The sequence below is a fragment of the Anabaena sphaerica FACHB-251 genome (assembly GCF_014696825.1).
In the GTDB taxonomy this organism is placed as follows: domain Bacteria; phylum Cyanobacteriota; class Cyanobacteriia; order Cyanobacteriales; family Nostocaceae; genus RDYJ01.
This window is the reverse complement of sequence record NZ_JACJQU010000001.1, coordinates 555174-572961: the sequence shown is the minus strand read 5'-3', so window position 1 is coordinate 572961 and position 17788 is coordinate 555174. Positions and strand designations below refer to the sequence as shown.

Below are 17788 nucleotides of genomic sequence, written 5' to 3'. Positions count from 1 at the left end.
CCCCCCAATCACCTATTCCCCAGTCCCCCCAATCACCTATTCCCCAGTTTGATGCTTAACTTGGCGTGATTCCCACCAAATAGGCACAACAATCACAGCAACTAGGATAAGTAATGCCAAAATTGCAAATTGACTTACCCAAGCAACTAATTGTTCTAGAGAAACAATTCTGCCTGCAAAGAAAGCTAAAGTCACCATCACACTAGCCCAGGCAGAAGCTCCTGCTAAGTTATATACCAAGAATTTCCCGAAGGGCATTTCAGCTATACCAGCAAGTGGGGATGCAAAAATTCTCAATAACGCGAAAAAGCGACCAAAAAATACAGCTTTAGCAGCATTTTCACTAAATTGCTCTTTAATACTCAGCAGTCGGGTTTCAGATATGCGGAATATCTTACCAACCTGTAGCAGGAATGGCCAACCACCAACCCTGCCAATCCAATAGCCGCAAGTACCGCCAATTACAGCACCTGTAACAGCGTCACCCAGAACCAGCCAGTAATTAAGCTCATCACTACCAGCCAGGAAACCGCCCACTAAAGTCACGGTTTCACCGGGAAGAGGAATGCCCAAATTCTCTAGCAAAATTCCTAAAAAAATTGCCCAATAACCATAAGATTGAGCAAATTCTTGGATGTTTTCTAGTGAAATTAGCTCAAAAGACATCCAGCACCGCCGACTTTACAAATTTTTACCTTTACTATATCTTGGCTTGTTTTTGGTGAGGCTGTCAAATAATTAGTAATTCAGAATTCAGAATTCATAATTAAAAACTCGTGAGCCTGTTTTAGTTGGAGTCTAAATCCACTTGCATAATGTAATTATGAATTTTTCATCAAATTGCGACAAGAAATCATTGGCTTGCGGTTTTATGTGCATTCTTGAGATTTAATTATTAAAAATTTATAAAACTACATACAAATTATAAGAATTCTGTAACAGTTAAATTCGCTACCGAAATTCACAGGCATTTATGCTTATACTGGGGCTATCTATCAAATTTTATACCCTCTTAAACCATGATTCCTGTACCACTTCCATATATATCGACTATAATTGCATTAAGTCCTTCCTAATCAGGTGAAAACAGTATTTCCACTGTTGACACTTCATCATTATTGATATAAAGTCCCTTTTCTGAACATTTCAACTGCCCAGTTCAACTACCCAGTTAAATTCATGACTCTTACACAAGAACGCCAAGTGATTTTGTTCAAACCCCAAGGAAGCATAGACTTACAGGTTGGTACGGCCTTGAGCGAACAGATGGCTGGAGTAATACCTCAGCCTGATCAACTCTGGGTTATCGATCTAGCAGAAGTTGAATTCATGGATAGTTCTGGTTTAGTTCCCCTAGTCCAAGCACTGAAAGCTGCACGTGAAATCGGTTGTCGCTTAGTTCTCTGCAATGTGCAAGCTCCTGTAAGACTAATTTTAGAACTTACTCACCTAGATTCAGTGTTTGAGATAGTTAACAATTACGAAGATATATTTTCTGGACTTAACGAGCAAAGTTTGGTGACAGCAGGCTAAATTATCGACTTTTCTCAGGGAAAAATTGCCAAGTTAAGCAAAATTTTTCCGCTTTTCACATTGGCAACACATTAATCGATATAATCACCCTTTAAATCCTCGATCTAGCAAGCTGAATCTCTATTTCACCTCCACAATATGGGCAGGTTGACTAGAAGTCCGGCTGCTAGGCGATAAAGATTTTAGAGCGGGTAAGAGTGGCAAAATTTGCAGGCTTGTTTCTCATAAATGATTTAGAAATAAACCACCGGCTGAAAAAATCAATCAACACGAATATCTATTCCTAACTCAAAATATCTACTCATTTAGGCGTTTTGAGGAGTAGATATATTTGCTTGCCCAGACATAGGACTGGAGAAATTCGGTAAATCAATACCACTATGACTTGAGTGACGAGTTTTAAGTGCTAACCGATAACTCACACTTTGCAATTCTGCTTGTAGTTGGCGATTTTCTCTTTGCAGCATTGCTACCTTATCTCTGACTGGAGCCATCCGTTCCTCAAATTTACGTCGGTAAATTTGGGGTAATTCTTGTACTACTTGCTCCAACATCCGACTGCGATCAGTTAATTCTTGAACTGACTGTCGTAATTGGTGAATTTCTGAGTCACGAGATGTAATTTGCTCTTGGTAGAACGCTACTTGCTCTTCCACAGCTTGGAGTTGTTCTCTTAAAGCCTCTAATTGACTCAAATCGCAATCAGGCTCAGTCCGTTGAGGGATAAAGCTAGTATTACCCTTTACCAGTCGGAACAGTTCTTGAGATAGCTGTTGTACTAATTGATCTCTCAGTTGCAACTCTTGACGCAACTGCGATACTTCAGTAGAAAGAGCTTGGATGTTGGGGGTGTCAGATTGGCTCACAGTGGCTTACATCTCTTAGGTATAACTGCGACAATATTGCCTTTGGTAAGTGCTTGAGGAACCATCAACATACTGGGCTTTGCCCTCTTTCGACAAGGCAAAGTACAAATCACAAGCTATATTTTCAGGAGGCTTGACACCTCTTGTTACAAGCTTGTTGTACGCGATGTGGAACTTTAATACAAGATTACAAGGTATTAAGACTGTTTTGTAGAAAACTTGATTTATCAAAACCCTTGTAGTCATAGTTAGGAAAAAAGTTTCAATCTGTGTTTGTTGTGTCCTTTCCTATACTTTATGTGTATAAAAGAAACACTTACCTCATGATTTTATCCAAAACATATCGCAATTAAGAGAAATTGACAACTGTTCAAATACGCAAATTTCTCTAAAAATGCTGGCACAAAAAATATGGGTAGGCTGGGTGGGAGGAATTCCTTGAGAATTCCTCACTCAGAACTTTTTAGGCGGTTACAGCTTCTTTAGCTGATTTTTCTTCGCGTACTTCTTGCTTAACTGTAAGGTAGCGAATCACTTCTTCGCTCAATCGCATGGCACGTTCTAAGGGAGCGATCGCACCTGCGGGGGCTGTGTAGTTAAATTGGATGTAGATGCCGTCACGATGCCTATTGATTTCATAAGCAAGACGACGCTTACCACGATTTTGAATTTCAATATTCTGTGCGCCTTGTTCAGTTAACAAGTTCTGGTATTTAGTAACGGCTTGATCTACCTGCTCATCTCCCAAGTCAGGGCGGAGAATGTACATTGTTTCGTAAACTGTGGTCATATATTTTTAGTCACCTTATGGACAGAAAAGGCTGCTGATGTATATTTATACAAGTAAACTTAATGAGTTACTGGCAAAAATCAACATCTGAAGCAACAAGGAACTATAATCTTACCAGTTTTCCATCGAAATCATTAGCTTAGTCCGCCGAAATTTGCATCTCTAAGGATATTAATCAAGGTTATGGCGCAACGCTATGTGCGAGTTAAAAGTCAAGAAGGACAAATTTACTATGGGTTGCTGCAATTATCCCTCAATGTGGAGGTTTTGGACGCTCCACCTTGGTTGGAAGGGCAACCCACAGATTTAATTTTAGAACCAGACAAATACCGAATTCTGGCCCCCTGTTCACCGTCCAAAATAGTGGCTGTAGGCAAGAATTATGCCGATCATGCAGCAGAAATGGGAACTTCAGTACCCGCTGAACCGCTGATTTTCCTCAAACCGCCTACAACTGTCATTGCCTCAGAAATGGAAATTAAATATCCTCCACAGTCACAGCGGGTAGACTATGAAGGCGAGTTAGCATTAGTGATAGGCGATCGCACCTGTGACTGTACACCAGAAGAAGCCCAAAGCAAAATTTGGGGTTACACCATTGCCAATGATGTCACCGCCAGGGATTTACAAAAGAAAGATGCTCAATGGACTAGAGCCAAAGGTTTTGATACATTCTGCCCCTTGGGTCCTTGGATTGTCCGAGAATTGAACCCAGGAGCCAGATTGCAGACCTTTTTGAATGAAGATCCTCATCCCGTTCAATCTGCTGGTATTGATCAGATGGTGTTTTCTCCAGATTTTTTAGTGTCTTATATTAGTCAAGTGATGACACTATTACCTGGGGATGTAGTGCTAACAGGTACACCTTTTGGGGTGGGAGCATTAAATTTAGGCGATCACATCCGTGTAGAAATCGAAGGTATTGGTCGCCTAGAAAACCGTGTAATCAACCGTTAGCTCCTAGCGCACCTGCATATGAACAGCATCAGAAATGGCTGGTATTTCGGCGTAGCGTCCCATGAGACACTGGAACAGAGAATAAACAACAGCTGCCACTATACCTAGAAAGATAGTATTGGCTAGAGTTTCTATTGCAAAGCCAGCACCAGGAACAGGAGTTAAAATTCTCAGGAGTATGGAACACAAAAATATCACAATATCTAAAAGAATTGCTTGCATTGTGTTGAAACGAATAAAATGATTGATTTTTTCGTTTCTCACCACCAACATGAACAAGGCGAAAAACACAATAATTTGACCTAATGGACCCAACGCATCGTAAACTGCTTTAACTGGTAGCACGGGAAACAACAGCACAGCCAATACTGGAAATTGTCTCAACAAGAAGCTACCAAAAACTAAACTCTCAATTAGAGGTAGTAAATAAGGTAAACAAGCGAAAATTCGGTCAGGAACCGTTGTAGAGCCACGCCAAGACATCTTAAATTCTCCTATGGCTAAATTTCAATAGCTATTTGACCATAGGATAACGCAGTTGCTTGATATTGCTGGAAAATTAGATTATTTTATATTGGCAATCCGGAAGCCCATCACACACTCATACTGCTCTGGTTGCTGTTCTGTGAATTTGCGAATAGCTTGACCACAGCGGAGTTGACCTCCATGCCAGCGGGGTTGTCCGCTGTTGTTAGCAAGCAAACAAGACTGGCAAACCTGCTCAGGGGCAAAGATTTGATCATCCGTTAAAATGACTAGCATCCAAATCCCTCCTGTAAATCCTCGTTTTTACCCACATCTCACCTAGAGGAAGACACTCTTAGTCAAGGAAAGAAAGAGTGACATAAAGGCAAAGGGAGGATGACAATAGAGCAACCTCCGACGCTCTTTTTAGCAAAAATGTGGACAATAGCAAAAAGTTGCTAACTTCACCTAGTTTTATTGTATGTTGTATATCTTGGAGATTAATTCTTTTAGTAAAAAGTAAGTAAGTGGGCGTTAAAAATTGTCGTTATGACAAGGGAACAGGGAACAGGGAACGGGGAACGGGGAACGGGGAAGAGGGTTTTGGTGAATTTACTTTTTGTTACATACTTCGGTTTTTTCCCGCCGACTTACTTAATACATAAATTCTGACAGCAAGGTTGAATCCAGAAGGGTAGCTATATATGATGACATTCTCGTTAACTTAGTGATAGTGAATGTCAAACCCAATTGTTGACAACAAAGCTTGCTCCTGGTTAACGCATTCATTAAGCGCGTGTCTCATAATCAGTAAATCAGCAACAATCAATTTTATTAGTCAGCATTCCTAAACTGTCAATTCAATTTTGTTCCCAACCCCAAAATACAGTTTTGTCAAATTCCACAAGGATAATTAACGTGAATAAAACTAACTCAGACCTGCTTAAATCCTCCGACCCTGCTATTGACGAATTAATTAACCAAGAGCTACAACGTCAACGTGACCACCTAGAAATGATTGCGAGTGAAAACTTTACCTCGGCTGCTGTATTAGCTGCTCAAGGTTCTGTACTAACCAATAAATACGCCGAAGGCTTACCAGGTAAACGCTACTATGGCGGTTGTGAGTTTGTTGACAAAATTGAACAAATAGCCATTGATAGAGCCAAACAACTATTTGGTGCTGCTCATGCTAATGTCCAACCCCATTCTGGCGCACAGGCAAATTTTGCCGTGTTCCTGACCCTGCTAGAACCAGGTGACACAATTATGGGGATGGACTTGTCCCACGGTGGACACTTAACCCACGGTTCACCTGTGAATGTTTCCGGTAAATGGTTCCAAGTGCGGCACTATGGAGTCAGCAAAGAAACAGAACAACTAGACTATGACCAAATTCGTGATTTAGCCCTCAAAGAACGTCCTAAGCTATTAATTTGCGGTTATTCAGCTTATCCTCGGATCATTGACTTTGAAAAATTCCGCAGTATTGCTGATGAAGTTGGCGCTTACCTGCTGGCAGATATTGCTCACATCGCTGGGTTAGTAGCTACAGGTCATCATCCTAACCCTCTGCCCTATTGTGATGTGGTGACAACAACAACTCATAAAACCTTGCGCGGTCCAAGAGGCGGCTTGATATTAACCCATGATGCAGAATTGGGTAAAAAGCTGGATAAATCAGTTTTCCCTGGTACTCAAGGTGGACCATTAGAACACGTAATTGCTGGTAAAGCTGTAGCATTTGGTGAGGCGCTGAAGCCTGAGTTTACAACCTATTCCGCCCAAGTGATTGAAAATGCTCGTGCTTTGGCTATCCAACTGCAAAACAGAGGCTTAAAGTTAGTATCTGATGGCACGGATAACCATTTAATGCTAGTAGATTTACAGTCTATCGGCATGACTGGTAAAAAGGCAGATCAGCTAGTGAGTGGCGTAAATATTACAGCTAACAAAAATACAGTGCCTTTTGACCCAGCATCTCCATTTGTTACCAGCGGGTTGAGATTGGGTTCACCCGCCATGACTACTAGAGGCTTAGGTGTGGAAGAATTTAAAGAAATTGGGAATATTATTAGCGATCGCTTGCTTTCCCCTGATTCTAGCGCAGTGGCAGAAGATTGCCGTCGTCGAGTTGCTGTCTTGTGCGATCGCTTCCCCTTATATCCTCACCTAGAAATTCCCTTACCAGTTCTAGCCTAAGCGAGCTTAGATATTAGATTTTAGATTAATCCCTAATCTAAAATCTAATATCCAAATATTATTGTGCTGATAAATACTCCAAATGTAGTAAATGTAAGTAGAAATTGCCCTCACACAATTTTGCTCCTACCAACTACTTCTTAAAAAATACCGATGCCTGCTCAGATTTATCATCTGATTGCCTTTCTTGTCGCCGCAGTAGTCGTTCTCTGGACTATACCCGATGTCAAAAAAATTGGCATCAAAAGCGGACATTTAGATAAACCTGGTGGTCGAAAACTTCATCAACGTCCGATGGTACGCCTGGGAGGAGTTTCTATCTTTGCAGGTACTTTCATATCCCTATTAATTGTCTGGTGCTTGGGTGGATTTGCGAATCTACCACTGGAAAAAGAATGGCAAATTTGGGGTGTGACATTAGGTGGACTGGGCTTTTTTCTCATCGGTTTAGCAGACGATTTATTAAACCTGTCTCCCTTAGTACGCCTGCTGATACAAGTAATTGTCGCTGCTGGTGCATGGAAAGCAGGTGTAAGTATAGATTTTATTACCATACCCACCATCGGCATAGTTAATCTCGATTGGCTGAGTTTACCAATTACAGTCATTTGGCTAGTGGGAATGGTTAATGCTATTAACTGGATTGATGGTTTAGATGGACTAGCAGCTGGTGTCACAGGAATTGCTGCCGTAGTCATGCTGTTCGTATCCTTATTTATGCACCAACCAGAAGCAGCCTTAATTGCAGCAGCCTTAGCTGGTGCAGCATTGGGATTTCTTCGCTACAACTTCAACCCTGCCCAAATCTTTATGGGTGATGGTGGCTCTTATTTTATGGGATTCACCTTAGCATCTGTAGGTGTCATTGGTCTGGTAAAAGTCCCCGCTTTTACAGCTGTCATCTTACCTTATTTGATTTTGGCAGTACCAATTGTGGATATGTCAGCCGTGATTTTATCTCGACTCCGCAAAGGTAAACTACCTTGGGTCGCTGATGGACACAGCCATTTGCACCACCGACTTTTAAGAGTGGGTTTATCCCACAGATTAACGGTTCTGTTTATTTATTCCTTAACTCTTTGGGTGGGTAGTTTAGCCTTAGCTATTGCTGGCATTCCCAGCGGTATGACTTATGCCTGTGCATCTACCTCTGTGTTGAGTTATGCTATTTGGCGAGTCTGGAAACTTTCTCGACAATAAGGTGACAGGTGACAGTGAAGAGGAAAAACAACAGGAAACAAATAAGCAGATTTTTCCCAATCACAAATCACAAATCACAAATCCCCAGTCCCCAGTCCCCAGTCCCCAGTCCCAATGAGTGCAGAAATTATTTGTGTCGGTACTGAATTGCTGCTTGGAGATATCCTCAACAGCAATGCTCAATTTCTTGCCCAGCAGTTAGCACAACTAGGCATTCCTCACTACTATCAAACCGTAGTGGGAGATAATCCCCAAAGACTTAAGCAAGTTATCGACATTGCCGCTTCCAGAGTGCAAATTCTGATTTTCACAGGTGGTCTGGGACCGACACCCGATGACCTCACCTGTGAAACCATCGCTGATTTTTTTGGTGTTCCCTTGGTGGAGAGTGCCGAGATTATTGAAGATATAACTGCGAAATTTGCCCAACGCGGTCGTGTGATGTCTCCTAGCAACCGCAAACAAGCCTTAATTCCCCAAGGGGCAGAAATTTTACCCAATCCTACAGGAACAGCACCGGGTATTATTTGGCAACCCCGACCGGGATTAACCATTTTTACTTTCCCTGGTGTTCCTAGCGAAATGCACCGAATGTGGTCAGATACAGCAGTGCCTTTTCTGAAAAGTCAAGGTTGGGGCAAGGAAATTATTTGCAGTCGGAGTTTGAAATTTTGGGGTATTGGTGAATCAGCTTTGGCAGAAAAAGTATCTGCGTACCTGAATTTACTTAACCCGACAGTAGCACCTTACGCGGGTAAGGGAGAAGTCAGGCTGCGAATTTCTGCGAAAGCATCTAACACAAAAGCCGCAGAGGAATTGATTGCACCGATTGAAAAACAACTTAGGGAAATTGGTGGATTAGATTATTACGGTGCTGATGATGATACATTGGCTTCTGTTGTTGGTGAATTATTGCGGTCATCAGGGGAAACTTTATCAGTTGCAGAATCTTGCACAGGTGGGGGACTAGGGCAAATGCTGACAGAAATTCCTGGTAGTTCTGATTACTTTTGGGGTGGGGTAATTTCTTATGATAATTCTGTGAAAGTTAGATTATTGGGGGTTAAACCCGAAGATTTAGAGCAGTTTGGGGCTGTGAGTGCTACTGTAGCCGAACAAATGGCTATTGGTGTGAAAAATCGGCTGAAAACTACTTGGGGATTAAGTATTACGGGAGTTGCTGGCCCTAGTGGAGGAACGGATACAAAGCCTGTGGGTTTGGTGTATATTGGTCTAGCTGGTTCAGCAGATGAGGTGAGAAGTTATGAGTGTAGATTTGGAGCCATGCAGACTCGCTCTTTTATTCGTCATCTAAGTGCGTGTACAGCTTTGGATAATTTGCGGCGCACCTGGCTGATCTGTTAGTCCAGGCTATATGAGGATACAGGATTATACTAATAAATGAAGTTTCTCTGGAAAATATTTGTGTTAATGAGTGCTAGTCTTATTAACAAGAACATCGTTTTGTTGTTAACCTATGTAACGTATCAAACAGTGGAACTTTACCAAATTATTTAATTCTGATATATATAGATAACAAATTTATCAAATTTTGGTAAAGATGTTTGCCAAGTTCTGTTATTCTTCAAGAGACTTTTTTATCATGGTTTTGTTCTAGTGTACTCAAATAACCGATTGAACTCCTCAGTTTGTGTCTATTCTACTTCAGAAGGTTTACCCATGGAGCTTTAGTTAAAACAGTGATTTTGCTTAGTTGTTTTTTTCCGGAACAAGCGTTTCTTTGTTGTCAATTAATATGTAACCTATTGACAACAAGTCCTAAAAATTCACTGAGAACCATCTAGAGACTGAAAAAATATTTACCGGATAATTCCAGTCAATAATCCTACCTGTAAACCTAAAAATTTTCTACAGGAAAATACGCTCATGGCATTCTGGCCAAAAAAGTCAACCATTTCTCATCCAATCACATCCCCATCCCCAAATCAGGATACAAAAAATGATACAGACAGGCTAAATATATTTAAAAAACCAAATACTGTGAATACACCAATTTACAAAGAGACCCATGTTACTACAGCTAGGCTATCTCCAATAGAGTTAACCGATGTTTCTCAAGCCCAGGAAAACCCCGAATCCCAAAAGCTTAAAGTATCAATAATTACAGAATTTTTTCCGCCTGACTATGCTGCTACGGGACAGTTGATTGAAGAACTAGTAAAACAATTAGAGCAGCAAGAGTTAGATATTGAAGTGTTTACAGGACAGCCTGGTTATGCATTTTCCACTGCGAAAGCTCCGGCTGTGGAAAAATTGGGTGATATTCGCATTCAGCGATCGCGCTCCACCCAGGTGTGGTCTGGAAGGATTCGTGGCAAAGCAGCAAATGGTGTCCTCTTTACATTGCGTGCTTTTATTCATCTGATCAAAAATTTTCGTAGCCACAATGTATTTTTAGCTACATCTGCCCCGCCTTTTTTGCCCATAGCAGCATATCTGGCTCACCTGTGTTTGAGGATTTCTTACGTTTGTTTAATCTATGATCTTTATCCAGATATTGCGATCGCCCTGGGAGTAATATCTAAAAACCATTGGCTGGCAGGATTTTGGCGAGAAATGAACAGAATGATTTGGCGCAAGTCCAAGGCCATTGTGGTTCTGAGTCCTGATATGAAGGAGAGAGTAATAGCAATCTGTCCCGAAGTAGCTAATAAAGTGTCTGTGATTCATAGTTGGGGAGATCCTGATTTAATTTTGCCTATTGCCAAAGAGAATAATTGGTTTGCCAAGGAACATAATTTAGTCAACAAATTCACGGTTCTCTATTCTGGTAATATGGGCAGGTGTCACGATATGGACACCATTCTCGAAGCTGCCAAACAACTACGAGATGATCCTATTCAGTTCGTTTGCATTGGTAACGGCGCAAAACGAAAAGATTTCATGGAGGCAGTAAATGAATTAGGACTAACCAATTTTCTGTTTTTACCGTATCAAGACAAGCAAGTTCTGCCTTACTCTCTGACAGCTTGCGATCTCTCTCTAGTAAGTGTAGAAGCTGGTATGGAAAGTCTTGTTGCTCCCAGCAAACTTTACCCGGCTTTAGCTGCTGGCAGACCGATAGCTGTGATTTGTTCCAAATATTCTTATTTGCGACAAATGATGGCTGATGGTAAATGTGGGGTGAGTGTTGATAACGGTGATAGTATGGCTCTAGCTGAATTTATTCGCCTGCTGAATAGCGATCGCAAACTAGCAGAACTTATGGGTAAAGCTTCTAGACAATATTTGCAGTCAAATTTTACGCCGCAAATCATAGCCAAAGAATATTTCCGTGTGTTACAAAAGTCTAGTTTGTAGTCTATAAATAAACTAGACCAATGATCCCAAATGTGCTAACATATCCGTCGATTTACAAAACGTAGTTTTTCAAATTTAATAACTTAACTTTTAAATTAGGAGCAGGGCTTTGATGGTCTTATTGATCTCAGTCCCTCCACCGCAACCTTCTGGTGATCTTTTTCGATCAAATTTTAGGAGGCCGAAGTGCAGAGAAGGTGTGACCGAAATCGAAATCGTTCTAAACGTCGAGCTATTTATTGTCCAGTACATAACTGCTATATGGATAGCATGAGTCAAAAATACAGCTTATTTGCTGAATGCGCCGGACAACTGCAACAGAGAGGGATGAGACGGAAAGAAGCCGTGATGTTAGTCGCGGCAAAAACCGTAGTTCCTTTGGAGGGAGAATGGTTAGAAGCTTTGTGGTGTGATGATTGCCAAGAAACTAAATGGTACCACATCCGTAAACGTCAATCCATATACGAGTTGTCATTAGCACCATCAGAACTTTGGCAACAAGCGACAGGAGTAATTAATCCCCATAGAAATCCATCTGTAGGAGAGTTTACCTTCAGGCAATCCCGCGTTGTGGGTGGTAACGGCATCAAAGATTTTGGGCTGGTGAATTGATATGAAAGAAGCTCTCATTTGTGGAATATCACGACAAGATGGAGCTTCTGTGGCACTGTTACTTGCTTGACAATCGAGTCATCTGTAATGTTTAAAAAAACAGATTGTTGGAAAAACTCTAGAATTAGCTAGAACAGAGGAATTATACAGAAGGAGATTTTCAGATTTTGGCAAAAATCTATAGGACATTAAAACCATTATTAATGGGATGATATAAACTACCATCTGGCTTGAAGATAAATCATCACTAAAATCTATTTTGGTTCAATAGGTTTGACTCCAATGTTACCAAAAATCTGAGTAAGTAGGTTAGTTGGGTAGATTGACAAGTGGTTATAACTACCGGCTTATACATAATAACATACGGAATTGATCGACACAGGAATGAAAGTATCTTCACCATTTATGGCCCTAACACAACCATTTCCTAAATTGGTTGTTGGGATGGTCTTGCTCACTACAATAGCATCTCTGATGGAAGGGGCAACACTGTCTTTGGCAATACCGCTATTGCAAAAGTTGGCTGGTGGAGGTGTCCAGACCTCCTCAATGGAGGCGAGTTCTTTTATTCAGTCCCTTTTGAGCTTTTTTGATCGGTTCCCACCTGAACAACAACTGGGGGTGATTATTGCCTGTTTGCTAACCTTGTCTATTGCTAAGGGAGGTTTGCGCTTTATAGCAGACTTTAGCTTACGGACTTTAATGCTGAAGGTAGGACTCCACCTGCGTTCAATTTGTATTGATCGTTTTTTGAATTTAGGGCTTTCTTACTACAACCAAGCTCGTGCAGGTGATTTACTAAGCTATGTAAACGAGCAAAGCCAACGCTGTGAAATGCTAACCTTTTACATAGGGTCGATATTTAGTGAAAGCTTAATTGTTTTTTCATTTGTGGTGTTGCTTTTCAGTATTTCCTGGCAACTAACCCTCTTGTCTTTAGTGATGTTGCTTGGAATTGGCATCAGCTTGAAATTCATTGTTGCATCTGTCAAAGCATCTGGAAGAATCGTGTCCGAAACTATTGAAGAGTTTTCGAGCCGTGTCTTTGAGGTGATTAGCGGAATTCGCATTATTAAGTCTTATACAGCAGAGTCCTATGAAGGAAAACGTCTTAGTGATATTTTGCAACAGCGATATAGCGCAGAACTTAGGGGGTATGCCGGACAGGCCGCGGTTCAGCCAATTTCTGATACTTGTGGCATATTCATCCTAGTAATATTAGTTATCCTGGGCAATAGGTTTCTGTCGCAAGATTTGGTATTGCCACTATTGCTAACCTTCTTGCTGGTCATGGTCAGAATGTTTCCTCGCATCAACCAACTCAACGGACTGAGAGTATCACTCGCCAATTTTTATCATAGCTTTCAAACGATTCAATACTTTTTGGAGCAAACTAAAACACCTGATATTTGTAATGGTTCGCGGCAATTTACGGGACTCCAAGAGAAGATTTGCTTTGAGTCGGTAACATTTAGTCATCAGAATAGCGAGAATCCAATACTAAAGCAAGTGAATATGGTAATTCCCAAGGGCAGTTTCACTGCTTTGGTAGGGGAGTCGGGGTCAGGAAAATCAACCTTGGCAGACCTGCTGTTGCGATTCTATGACCCCCAGATGGGAAAAATAACCATTGATGGAGTTGATATTCGAGATTTAGATATTAAATCACTACGGCAGCGCATGGCAATTGTCAGCCAAGATACATTTTTGTTTAATGACACTGTGCGCGAAAATATTAAGTATGGCAATCCCCAGGCAACAGATGCAGAAATTGTGGAAGCAGCAAGACAGGCTTATGCAGAGGAGTTTATTCAGGCTTTGCCCCAAGGCTTTGATACTATTTTAGGAGATCGAGGAGTACAGTTATCTGGTGGACAACGGCAGCGGTTAGCAATTTCCAGGGCAATTGTGCGAAATCCAGAAATATTGATATTAGATGAAGCTACGAGTGCCTTAGATAGTAGTTCTGAGCGTATTGTGCAACAGGCACTAAATGCGGTGGGGAAAAACCGCACAGTATTGGTAATTGCTCATAGATTATCCACTATTCATCAAGCTGATCAAATTATAGTTTTGAAGCAAGGTCAGATTTTGGAGCAAGGTAGTCATTCAGATCTGATGGCTCGTGAAGGATATTACTATAGATTAAATCTAGATCAGAAAGTAGATGTTTTATCTTAATTAATCAGGAGAAAAAAATGGCAACACTGAAATATTTAACCAAAGTAACAAAAGCTTATTTGAGTTTCCCAATAGATGATAGTTGTCCTTTTTGCCATCATACTCAAGCAAAAGTTCTGGGAAGAAAGTATTTGTTAGTCCAGTTAAGAAAGTGTGATCAGTGTGGCTTGATGTTTAGATTTCCCAAAGAACAGCCAGAAGAAAATTTAAGATTTTATCAGTCAGACTATAAAGAAGGACTAACAACTGATTTACCCGATGAGTTATCTCTAAAAGACTTACTAGAAAATAAATTTCATGGTTCATCGAAAGATTTTTCTGAGAAAATTAACTTAGTTAAATCTTATATATCAACAGGTAAACTTTTAGATTATGGTTGCTCTTGGGGATATGGTGTTTGGCAATTTAAACAAGCTGGTTATGACAGTATTGGATTTGAGATTTCCCAGCCACGTGCTGATTTTGGACGTAAAGTTCTAGGAGTGGATATTATTAGTCGTCAGGATGAAATTAATAATTTAGAACAAGAATCATTTGATATAATTTTTAGCAGTCATGTAATAGAGCATCTTCCTGATATATCAGATGTATTCCAATTATTCCGGCGACTCCTAAAAACTGGTGGTATATTGGCAATCTCTGTGCCTAATTGTAATGGTTGCGATATTTCAACAGTTCTTAATAAGAAAAAGAGCTTTGCTTTTGGTGAGAAGCATACAATTGCATATGACTTTACTTTTTTATCTCAAACTTTGGAAAATCATCAAATGTCAGTTCGGTTTCTAAAAGAAGATAGCTATGAAATACAGGTAATAGCTCAAAAACTATAGGCACAGGGAAACGCATCTTATCAATAAGGGCAATTTAATCTCAATAATGACCAAAATATTCGCATTAACGACCCTTATTGACAATATTTTAGTCCGTCCCTATGACTCTGAAAAAATTAATCAAACGATAAATTGGGATTTATTGGTTTATACATTAAATCGGTATTTTGTCAATAAAATTTAGATGCGTTTCCTCTGCAGGGTATCATCCCATTTTTGCACACACAAAAGTTTGGTTAGTAGGAATATAGCCTATTTTATAACCTCATAATAATTTATATTTTGAGCAAATTAAAACCATAAAAGAGAGTTTTCAATAACCCCCTAAGAAAAATTTATCTTAATCTGCGAAACTTTATTATGGCGATGTCTGGACTACAGCCTTTTGGTGAATACTGTTACTCTGTTGGAAAGAATAATTTTAAAAGCAATAAAGAGTTAGAAATCCCCTTGCCAAATTTGAGTTTGAAATTTCACTCAGTGATTAGAAAATATTTGGATCACTATGGCTTAGGGAATGAATGCTTACTTTTATCTGAAGGAAACCGAGTAAAAGAAGAAATCTCCAAGTATTATCCAAAAGTTAATTTTTTTTTTACATCAGATTTGTTTAGTGAACTAACTGAAAATAATTTGCCTGATTTCATTTGGGATGTATGTTTACCGCCTCCTAATGAACTGAAAAACAAAACTTTTGACTCAATCAATTATCTCCCATGCTCCAACCATAATAAATATTTTCACCATGAATTGTTCTGAATCTAAATATCTTGATTTACAAAAATGCCCATTATGTGGATCATTAAACAGTCAATTGTTATTCAAAGCAAATGATATATTAATGGGAAAGCCTGGTGAATATAATATAGAAGAATGTACTGAATGTAGTTTTAGATTTACAAACCCACGCCCTTATGCTGAGGACATTTTTAATTACTACACCAGTGATTACCATTGTTATCGTGATGATAACAGAAAGAAAAATGATGTTACAGAATCCTCTGATTTAGAGAACAAAGTCTTTACCAGTAATTCTGGATATACACTACATGGAGGATTTTGGGGAAGTCGGGGGTGGGTTTTTCCAAATTTGCAAAAAGGAGCCAAAATTTTAGAAATAGGGTGTGGTAGTGGTGGCTTTATCCGTGAGTGTATTGCTCGTAGATGGGAGACGCTAGGTATGGATCTGAATCCTGATTTAGAACCTGTTATTACTCAGATGGGAGCAAAGTTCCTACCAACTACTCTACCAATAATTGATCTTCCTGATTCTTATCTAGATGCAGTGTTCGCATGGCAAGTTATAGAGCATTTATACGAGCCTGTAGAAACATTAACAGAAATCCAGCGAATACTAAAGCCTAATGGAATATTAGCATTTAGCGTGCCTAATTCTGATTGCTGGCAATTTCATTTATTTAAAGATAAATGGGCAGGATTACAAGTACCTACCCATGTCAGTCATTTTTCGGAAAAAACGATTCGTCAGGTAGTTGAGAAATCAGGGTTAAAGGTAGTGGAAATATATGGACAAAATACCATTGGCTGTCTTTGTCCTAGTATTTTATTTTCGATGGGAAGAAAAAATGTTTCCCTTAGTGATCAATGGACTCCTTTGAGTTCGGTCAACAAAATAATAGATAGATTTTTATCTATTTTAATTAGCTTACTTTTTGGTAGAAATCAAGCTGAAAGGCTCACAGTAATCTGTATTAACAATAGCCAAGAATAAATAAAACAATGACCAAAATATACTTTTTCACTGAACCTTCAGTTTTTCCTACAACCAGATTTCGAGCAGAGCAGTACATACCATATTTCCATAAAAATGGATATGATACAGTGTTATTTCCAGCTTTTTCATCAGGTTATAAATCTTTTTCCCAATCATTAATATCTGTTTTTAAGTTTAATTTAGACAGATATTTATCTAACATCAAAAATATTTTTCATCGTTGGCAACAAATTAATCAAATCAATACAAATGATAATATACTTTATATACATTCATTTTTAACACCCTTTATAGACACAGATTATTTAGCTCAAGTTGTCAGAAAGAAAAGCAGACTTATGGTGCTAGATATGGATGATGCTCTTTTTGTAACTAACAAAAGAACTGAAATTAAACTAAAAAAAGTTATGGCTATGTGCGATGCCGTAATTGTAGGGAATGAATATCTAGCAGATTTTGCCCAAAAGTATCAAAGTAATATTTATATTATTCCCACTCCCATAGAGACTAACTATTATGTACCCAAAAAAATAGATATTGAGACAAAATCAAATACTATCACTATTGGCTGGATGGGTTCATGGGTTAACCTAAAACACCTGAACCTGGTTATTTCCAGTTTAATTCATCTCCAAAACAAATTTCCTCATATTCATCTAAAGATTGTTACTAATATTCATGAACTACCCCCAAATTTGAAAGATATCGCCAAGTTAAAACAATGGAGTGTTGAAGATGAATTAAAAGATCTACAATCTTTTGATATTGGCTTGATGCCTTTAGAAGATAACGCCTTTAGCAGAGGAAAATGTTCTTTCAAGCTACTACAATACATGGCGGTAGGCATTCCAGTTATTGCTTCCCCAGTAGGAATGAATAAACAAGTAGTACAAGATAATGGTTTCTTGTGTGAAACAGAAGAAGAATGGTTAGAAAGTTTACTTATACTATGTGAAAATAAAGAATTAAGACAAACTATGGGAAAAAGAAGTAGAGAAATTGCAGAAAAGGATTATTCTACACAAGTCAATTTTTTAAAATTGCATAGAGCTTTAACAGGTTCAGAGTTATCAGCAAAATAACTTTATATATGAAA

At 39.3% G+C, this 17788-nt stretch carries 17 protein-coding genes; 12 read left to right on the top strand and 5 right to left on the bottom strand.

Annotated features, from left to right (window positions below; genetic code table 11):
- Nucleotides 1–36 precede the first annotated feature (36 nt).
- Nucleotides 37–666, bottom strand: coding sequence for a DedA family protein (locus H6G06_RS02535; protein WP_190556746.1), 630 nt, complete (start codon nucleotides 664–666; stop codon nucleotides 37–39).
- 513 nt (nucleotides 667–1179) lie between these two features.
- Here H6G06_RS02535 and H6G06_RS02530 point away from each other — a divergent pair.
- Nucleotides 1180–1533 (top strand): STAS domain-containing protein, encoded by a 354-nt coding sequence (locus H6G06_RS02530; protein ID WP_190556744.1) that lies wholly within the window; start codon nucleotides 1180–1182, stop codon nucleotides 1531–1533.
- A 305-nt stretch (nucleotides 1534–1838) separates the two neighbouring features.
- On the opposite strand, the gene H6G06_RS02525 is transcribed toward H6G06_RS02530, so the two are convergent.
- Together H6G06_RS02525 and rpsF are read right to left on the bottom strand one after the other, a co-directional pair.
- On the bottom strand, nucleotides 1839–2399 hold the full coding sequence (locus H6G06_RS02525) for an Npun_F5560 family protein (RefSeq protein ID WP_190556742.1): 561 nt from the start codon (nucleotides 2397–2399) through the stop codon (nucleotides 1839–1841).
- A gap of 463 nt (nucleotides 2400–2862) precedes the next feature.
- On the bottom strand, nucleotides 2863–3189 hold the full coding sequence (rpsF, locus tag H6G06_RS02520; protein WP_190556740.1) for a 30S ribosomal protein S6: 327 nt from the start codon (nucleotides 3187–3189) through the stop codon (nucleotides 2863–2865).
- Nucleotides 3190–3372: 183 nt separating this feature from the next.
- On the opposite strand from rpsF, the gene H6G06_RS02515 reads away from it, so the two are divergent.
- Nucleotides 3373–4146 (top strand): fumarylacetoacetate hydrolase family protein, encoded by a 774-nt coding sequence (locus H6G06_RS02515; protein ID WP_190556738.1) that lies wholly within the window; start codon nucleotides 3373–3375, stop codon nucleotides 4144–4146.
- Between the two features lie 3 nt (nucleotides 4147–4149).
- Here the strand turns inward: H6G06_RS02515 and H6G06_RS02510 are convergent, their stop codons facing one another.
- Together H6G06_RS02510 and H6G06_RS02505 are read right to left on the bottom strand one after the other, a co-directional pair.
- Nucleotides 4150–4629: a Tic20 family protein gene (locus H6G06_RS02510; RefSeq protein WP_190556736.1), complete on the bottom strand. Its 480-nt coding sequence runs from the start codon at nucleotides 4627–4629 to the stop codon at nucleotides 4150–4152.
- Between the two features lie 81 nt (nucleotides 4630–4710).
- A complete protein-coding gene (locus H6G06_RS02505) occupies nucleotides 4711–4908 on the bottom strand; it encodes a hypothetical protein (RefSeq protein WP_190556734.1) in 198 nt (65 codons plus the stop codon).
- 621 nt (nucleotides 4909–5529) lie between these two features.
- Between H6G06_RS02505 and glyA the strand changes: the two genes are divergently transcribed.
- The 10 genes from glyA (at nucleotide 5530) to H6G06_RS02455 (ending at nucleotide 17774) form a co-directional block, all read left to right on the top strand.
- Complete coding sequence (gene glyA / locus H6G06_RS02500; protein ID WP_190556732.1) at nucleotides 5530–6813, top strand: serine hydroxymethyltransferase; 1284 nt, start codon at nucleotides 5530–5532, stop codon at nucleotides 6811–6813.
- A gap of 153 nt (nucleotides 6814–6966) precedes the next feature.
- Nucleotides 6967–8013 carry a glycosyltransferase family 4 protein gene (locus H6G06_RS02495; RefSeq protein WP_190556730.1) on the top strand — a complete coding sequence of 349 codons (1047 nt, stop codon included), beginning with the start codon at nucleotides 6967–6969 and terminating at the stop codon, nucleotides 8011–8013.
- Between the two features lie 114 nt (nucleotides 8014–8127).
- On the top strand, nucleotides 8128–9378 hold the full coding sequence (locus tag H6G06_RS02490; RefSeq protein ID WP_190556728.1) for a competence/damage-inducible protein A: 1251 nt from the start codon (nucleotides 8128–8130) through the stop codon (nucleotides 9376–9378).
- Nucleotides 9379–9900: 522 nt separating this feature from the next.
- Nucleotides 9901–11334, top strand: coding sequence for a glycosyltransferase family 4 protein (locus H6G06_RS02485; RefSeq protein ID WP_190556726.1), 1434 nt, complete (start codon nucleotides 9901–9903; stop codon nucleotides 11332–11334).
- 186 nt (nucleotides 11335–11520) lie between these two features.
- Nucleotides 11521–11946 (top strand): hypothetical protein, encoded by a 426-nt coding sequence (locus H6G06_RS02480; protein WP_190556724.1) that lies wholly within the window; start codon nucleotides 11521–11523, stop codon nucleotides 11944–11946.
- A gap of 405 nt (nucleotides 11947–12351) precedes the next feature.
- Nucleotides 12352–14127, top strand: a complete 1776-nt coding sequence (locus H6G06_RS02475; RefSeq protein WP_190556723.1) for an ABC transporter ATP-binding protein — start codon at nucleotides 12352–12354, stop codon at nucleotides 14125–14127.
- A 17-nt stretch (nucleotides 14128–14144) separates the two neighbouring features.
- Entirely contained in the window at nucleotides 14145–14957 is an 813-nt protein-coding gene (locus H6G06_RS02470; RefSeq protein WP_190556721.1) for a class I SAM-dependent methyltransferase, read from the top strand.
- 360 nt (nucleotides 14958–15317) lie between these two features.
- Nucleotides 15318–15716, top strand: a complete 399-nt coding sequence (locus H6G06_RS02465) for a hypothetical protein (protein ID WP_190556720.1) — start codon at nucleotides 15318–15320, stop codon at nucleotides 15714–15716.
- A complete protein-coding gene (locus H6G06_RS02460; protein ID WP_190556718.1) occupies nucleotides 15703–16689 on the top strand; it encodes a class I SAM-dependent methyltransferase in 987 nt (328 codons plus the stop codon). Before H6G06_RS02465 ends, H6G06_RS02460 begins: the two co-directional genes overlap by 14 nt.
- Nucleotides 16690–16697: 8 nt before the next feature.
- The gene (locus H6G06_RS02455) at nucleotides 16698–17774 is read left to right on the top strand and encodes a glycosyltransferase family 4 protein (RefSeq protein WP_190556716.1); all 1077 of its coding nucleotides are present in this window, start codon (nucleotides 16698–16700) and stop codon (nucleotides 17772–17774) included.
- Nucleotides 17775–17788: the final 14 nt, after the last annotated feature.

Excerpts from the sequence above, each read along its gene's own strand:
- rpsF (WP_190556740.1), bottom strand. The coding sequence starts at position 3,189 with ATGACCACAGTTTACGAAACAATGTACATTCTCCGCCCTGACTTGGGA.
- H6G06_RS02470 (WP_190556721.1), top strand. The coding sequence starts at position 14,145 with ATGGCAACACTGAAATATTTAACCAAAGTAACAAAAGCTTATTTGAGT.
- H6G06_RS02475 (WP_190556723.1), top strand. The coding sequence starts at position 12,352 with ATGGCCCTAACACAACCATTTCCTAAATTGGTTGTTGGGATGGTCTTG.
- H6G06_RS02510 (WP_190556736.1), bottom strand. The coding sequence starts at position 4,629 with ATGTCTTGGCGTGGCTCTACAACGGTTCCTGACCGAATTTTCGCTTGT.
- H6G06_RS02530 (WP_190556744.1), top strand. The coding sequence starts at position 1,180 with ATGACTCTTACACAAGAACGCCAAGTGATTTTGTTCAAACCCCAAGGA.
- H6G06_RS02455 (WP_190556716.1), top strand. The coding sequence starts at position 16,698 with ATGACCAAAATATACTTTTTCACTGAACCTTCAGTTTTTCCTACAACC.
- H6G06_RS02490 (WP_190556728.1), top strand. The coding sequence starts at position 8,128 with ATGAGTGCAGAAATTATTTGTGTCGGTACTGAATTGCTGCTTGGAGAT.
- H6G06_RS02495 (WP_190556730.1), top strand. The coding sequence starts at position 6,967 with ATGCCTGCTCAGATTTATCATCTGATTGCCTTTCTTGTCGCCGCAGTA.
- H6G06_RS02485 (WP_190556726.1), top strand. The coding sequence starts at position 9,901 with ATGGCATTCTGGCCAAAAAAGTCAACCATTTCTCATCCAATCACATCC.
- H6G06_RS02465 (WP_190556720.1), top strand. The coding sequence starts at position 15,318 with ATGGCGATGTCTGGACTACAGCCTTTTGGTGAATACTGTTACTCTGTT.
- H6G06_RS02535 (WP_190556746.1), bottom strand. The coding sequence starts at position 666 with ATGTCTTTTGAGCTAATTTCACTAGAAAACATCCAAGAATTTGCTCAA.
- H6G06_RS02460 (WP_190556718.1), top strand. The coding sequence starts at position 15,703 with ATGAATTGTTCTGAATCTAAATATCTTGATTTACAAAAATGCCCATTA.
- H6G06_RS02505 (WP_190556734.1), bottom strand. The coding sequence starts at position 4,908 with ATGCTAGTCATTTTAACGGATGATCAAATCTTTGCCCCTGAGCAGGTT.
- H6G06_RS02515 (WP_190556738.1), top strand. The coding sequence starts at position 3,373 with ATGGCGCAACGCTATGTGCGAGTTAAAAGTCAAGAAGGACAAATTTAC.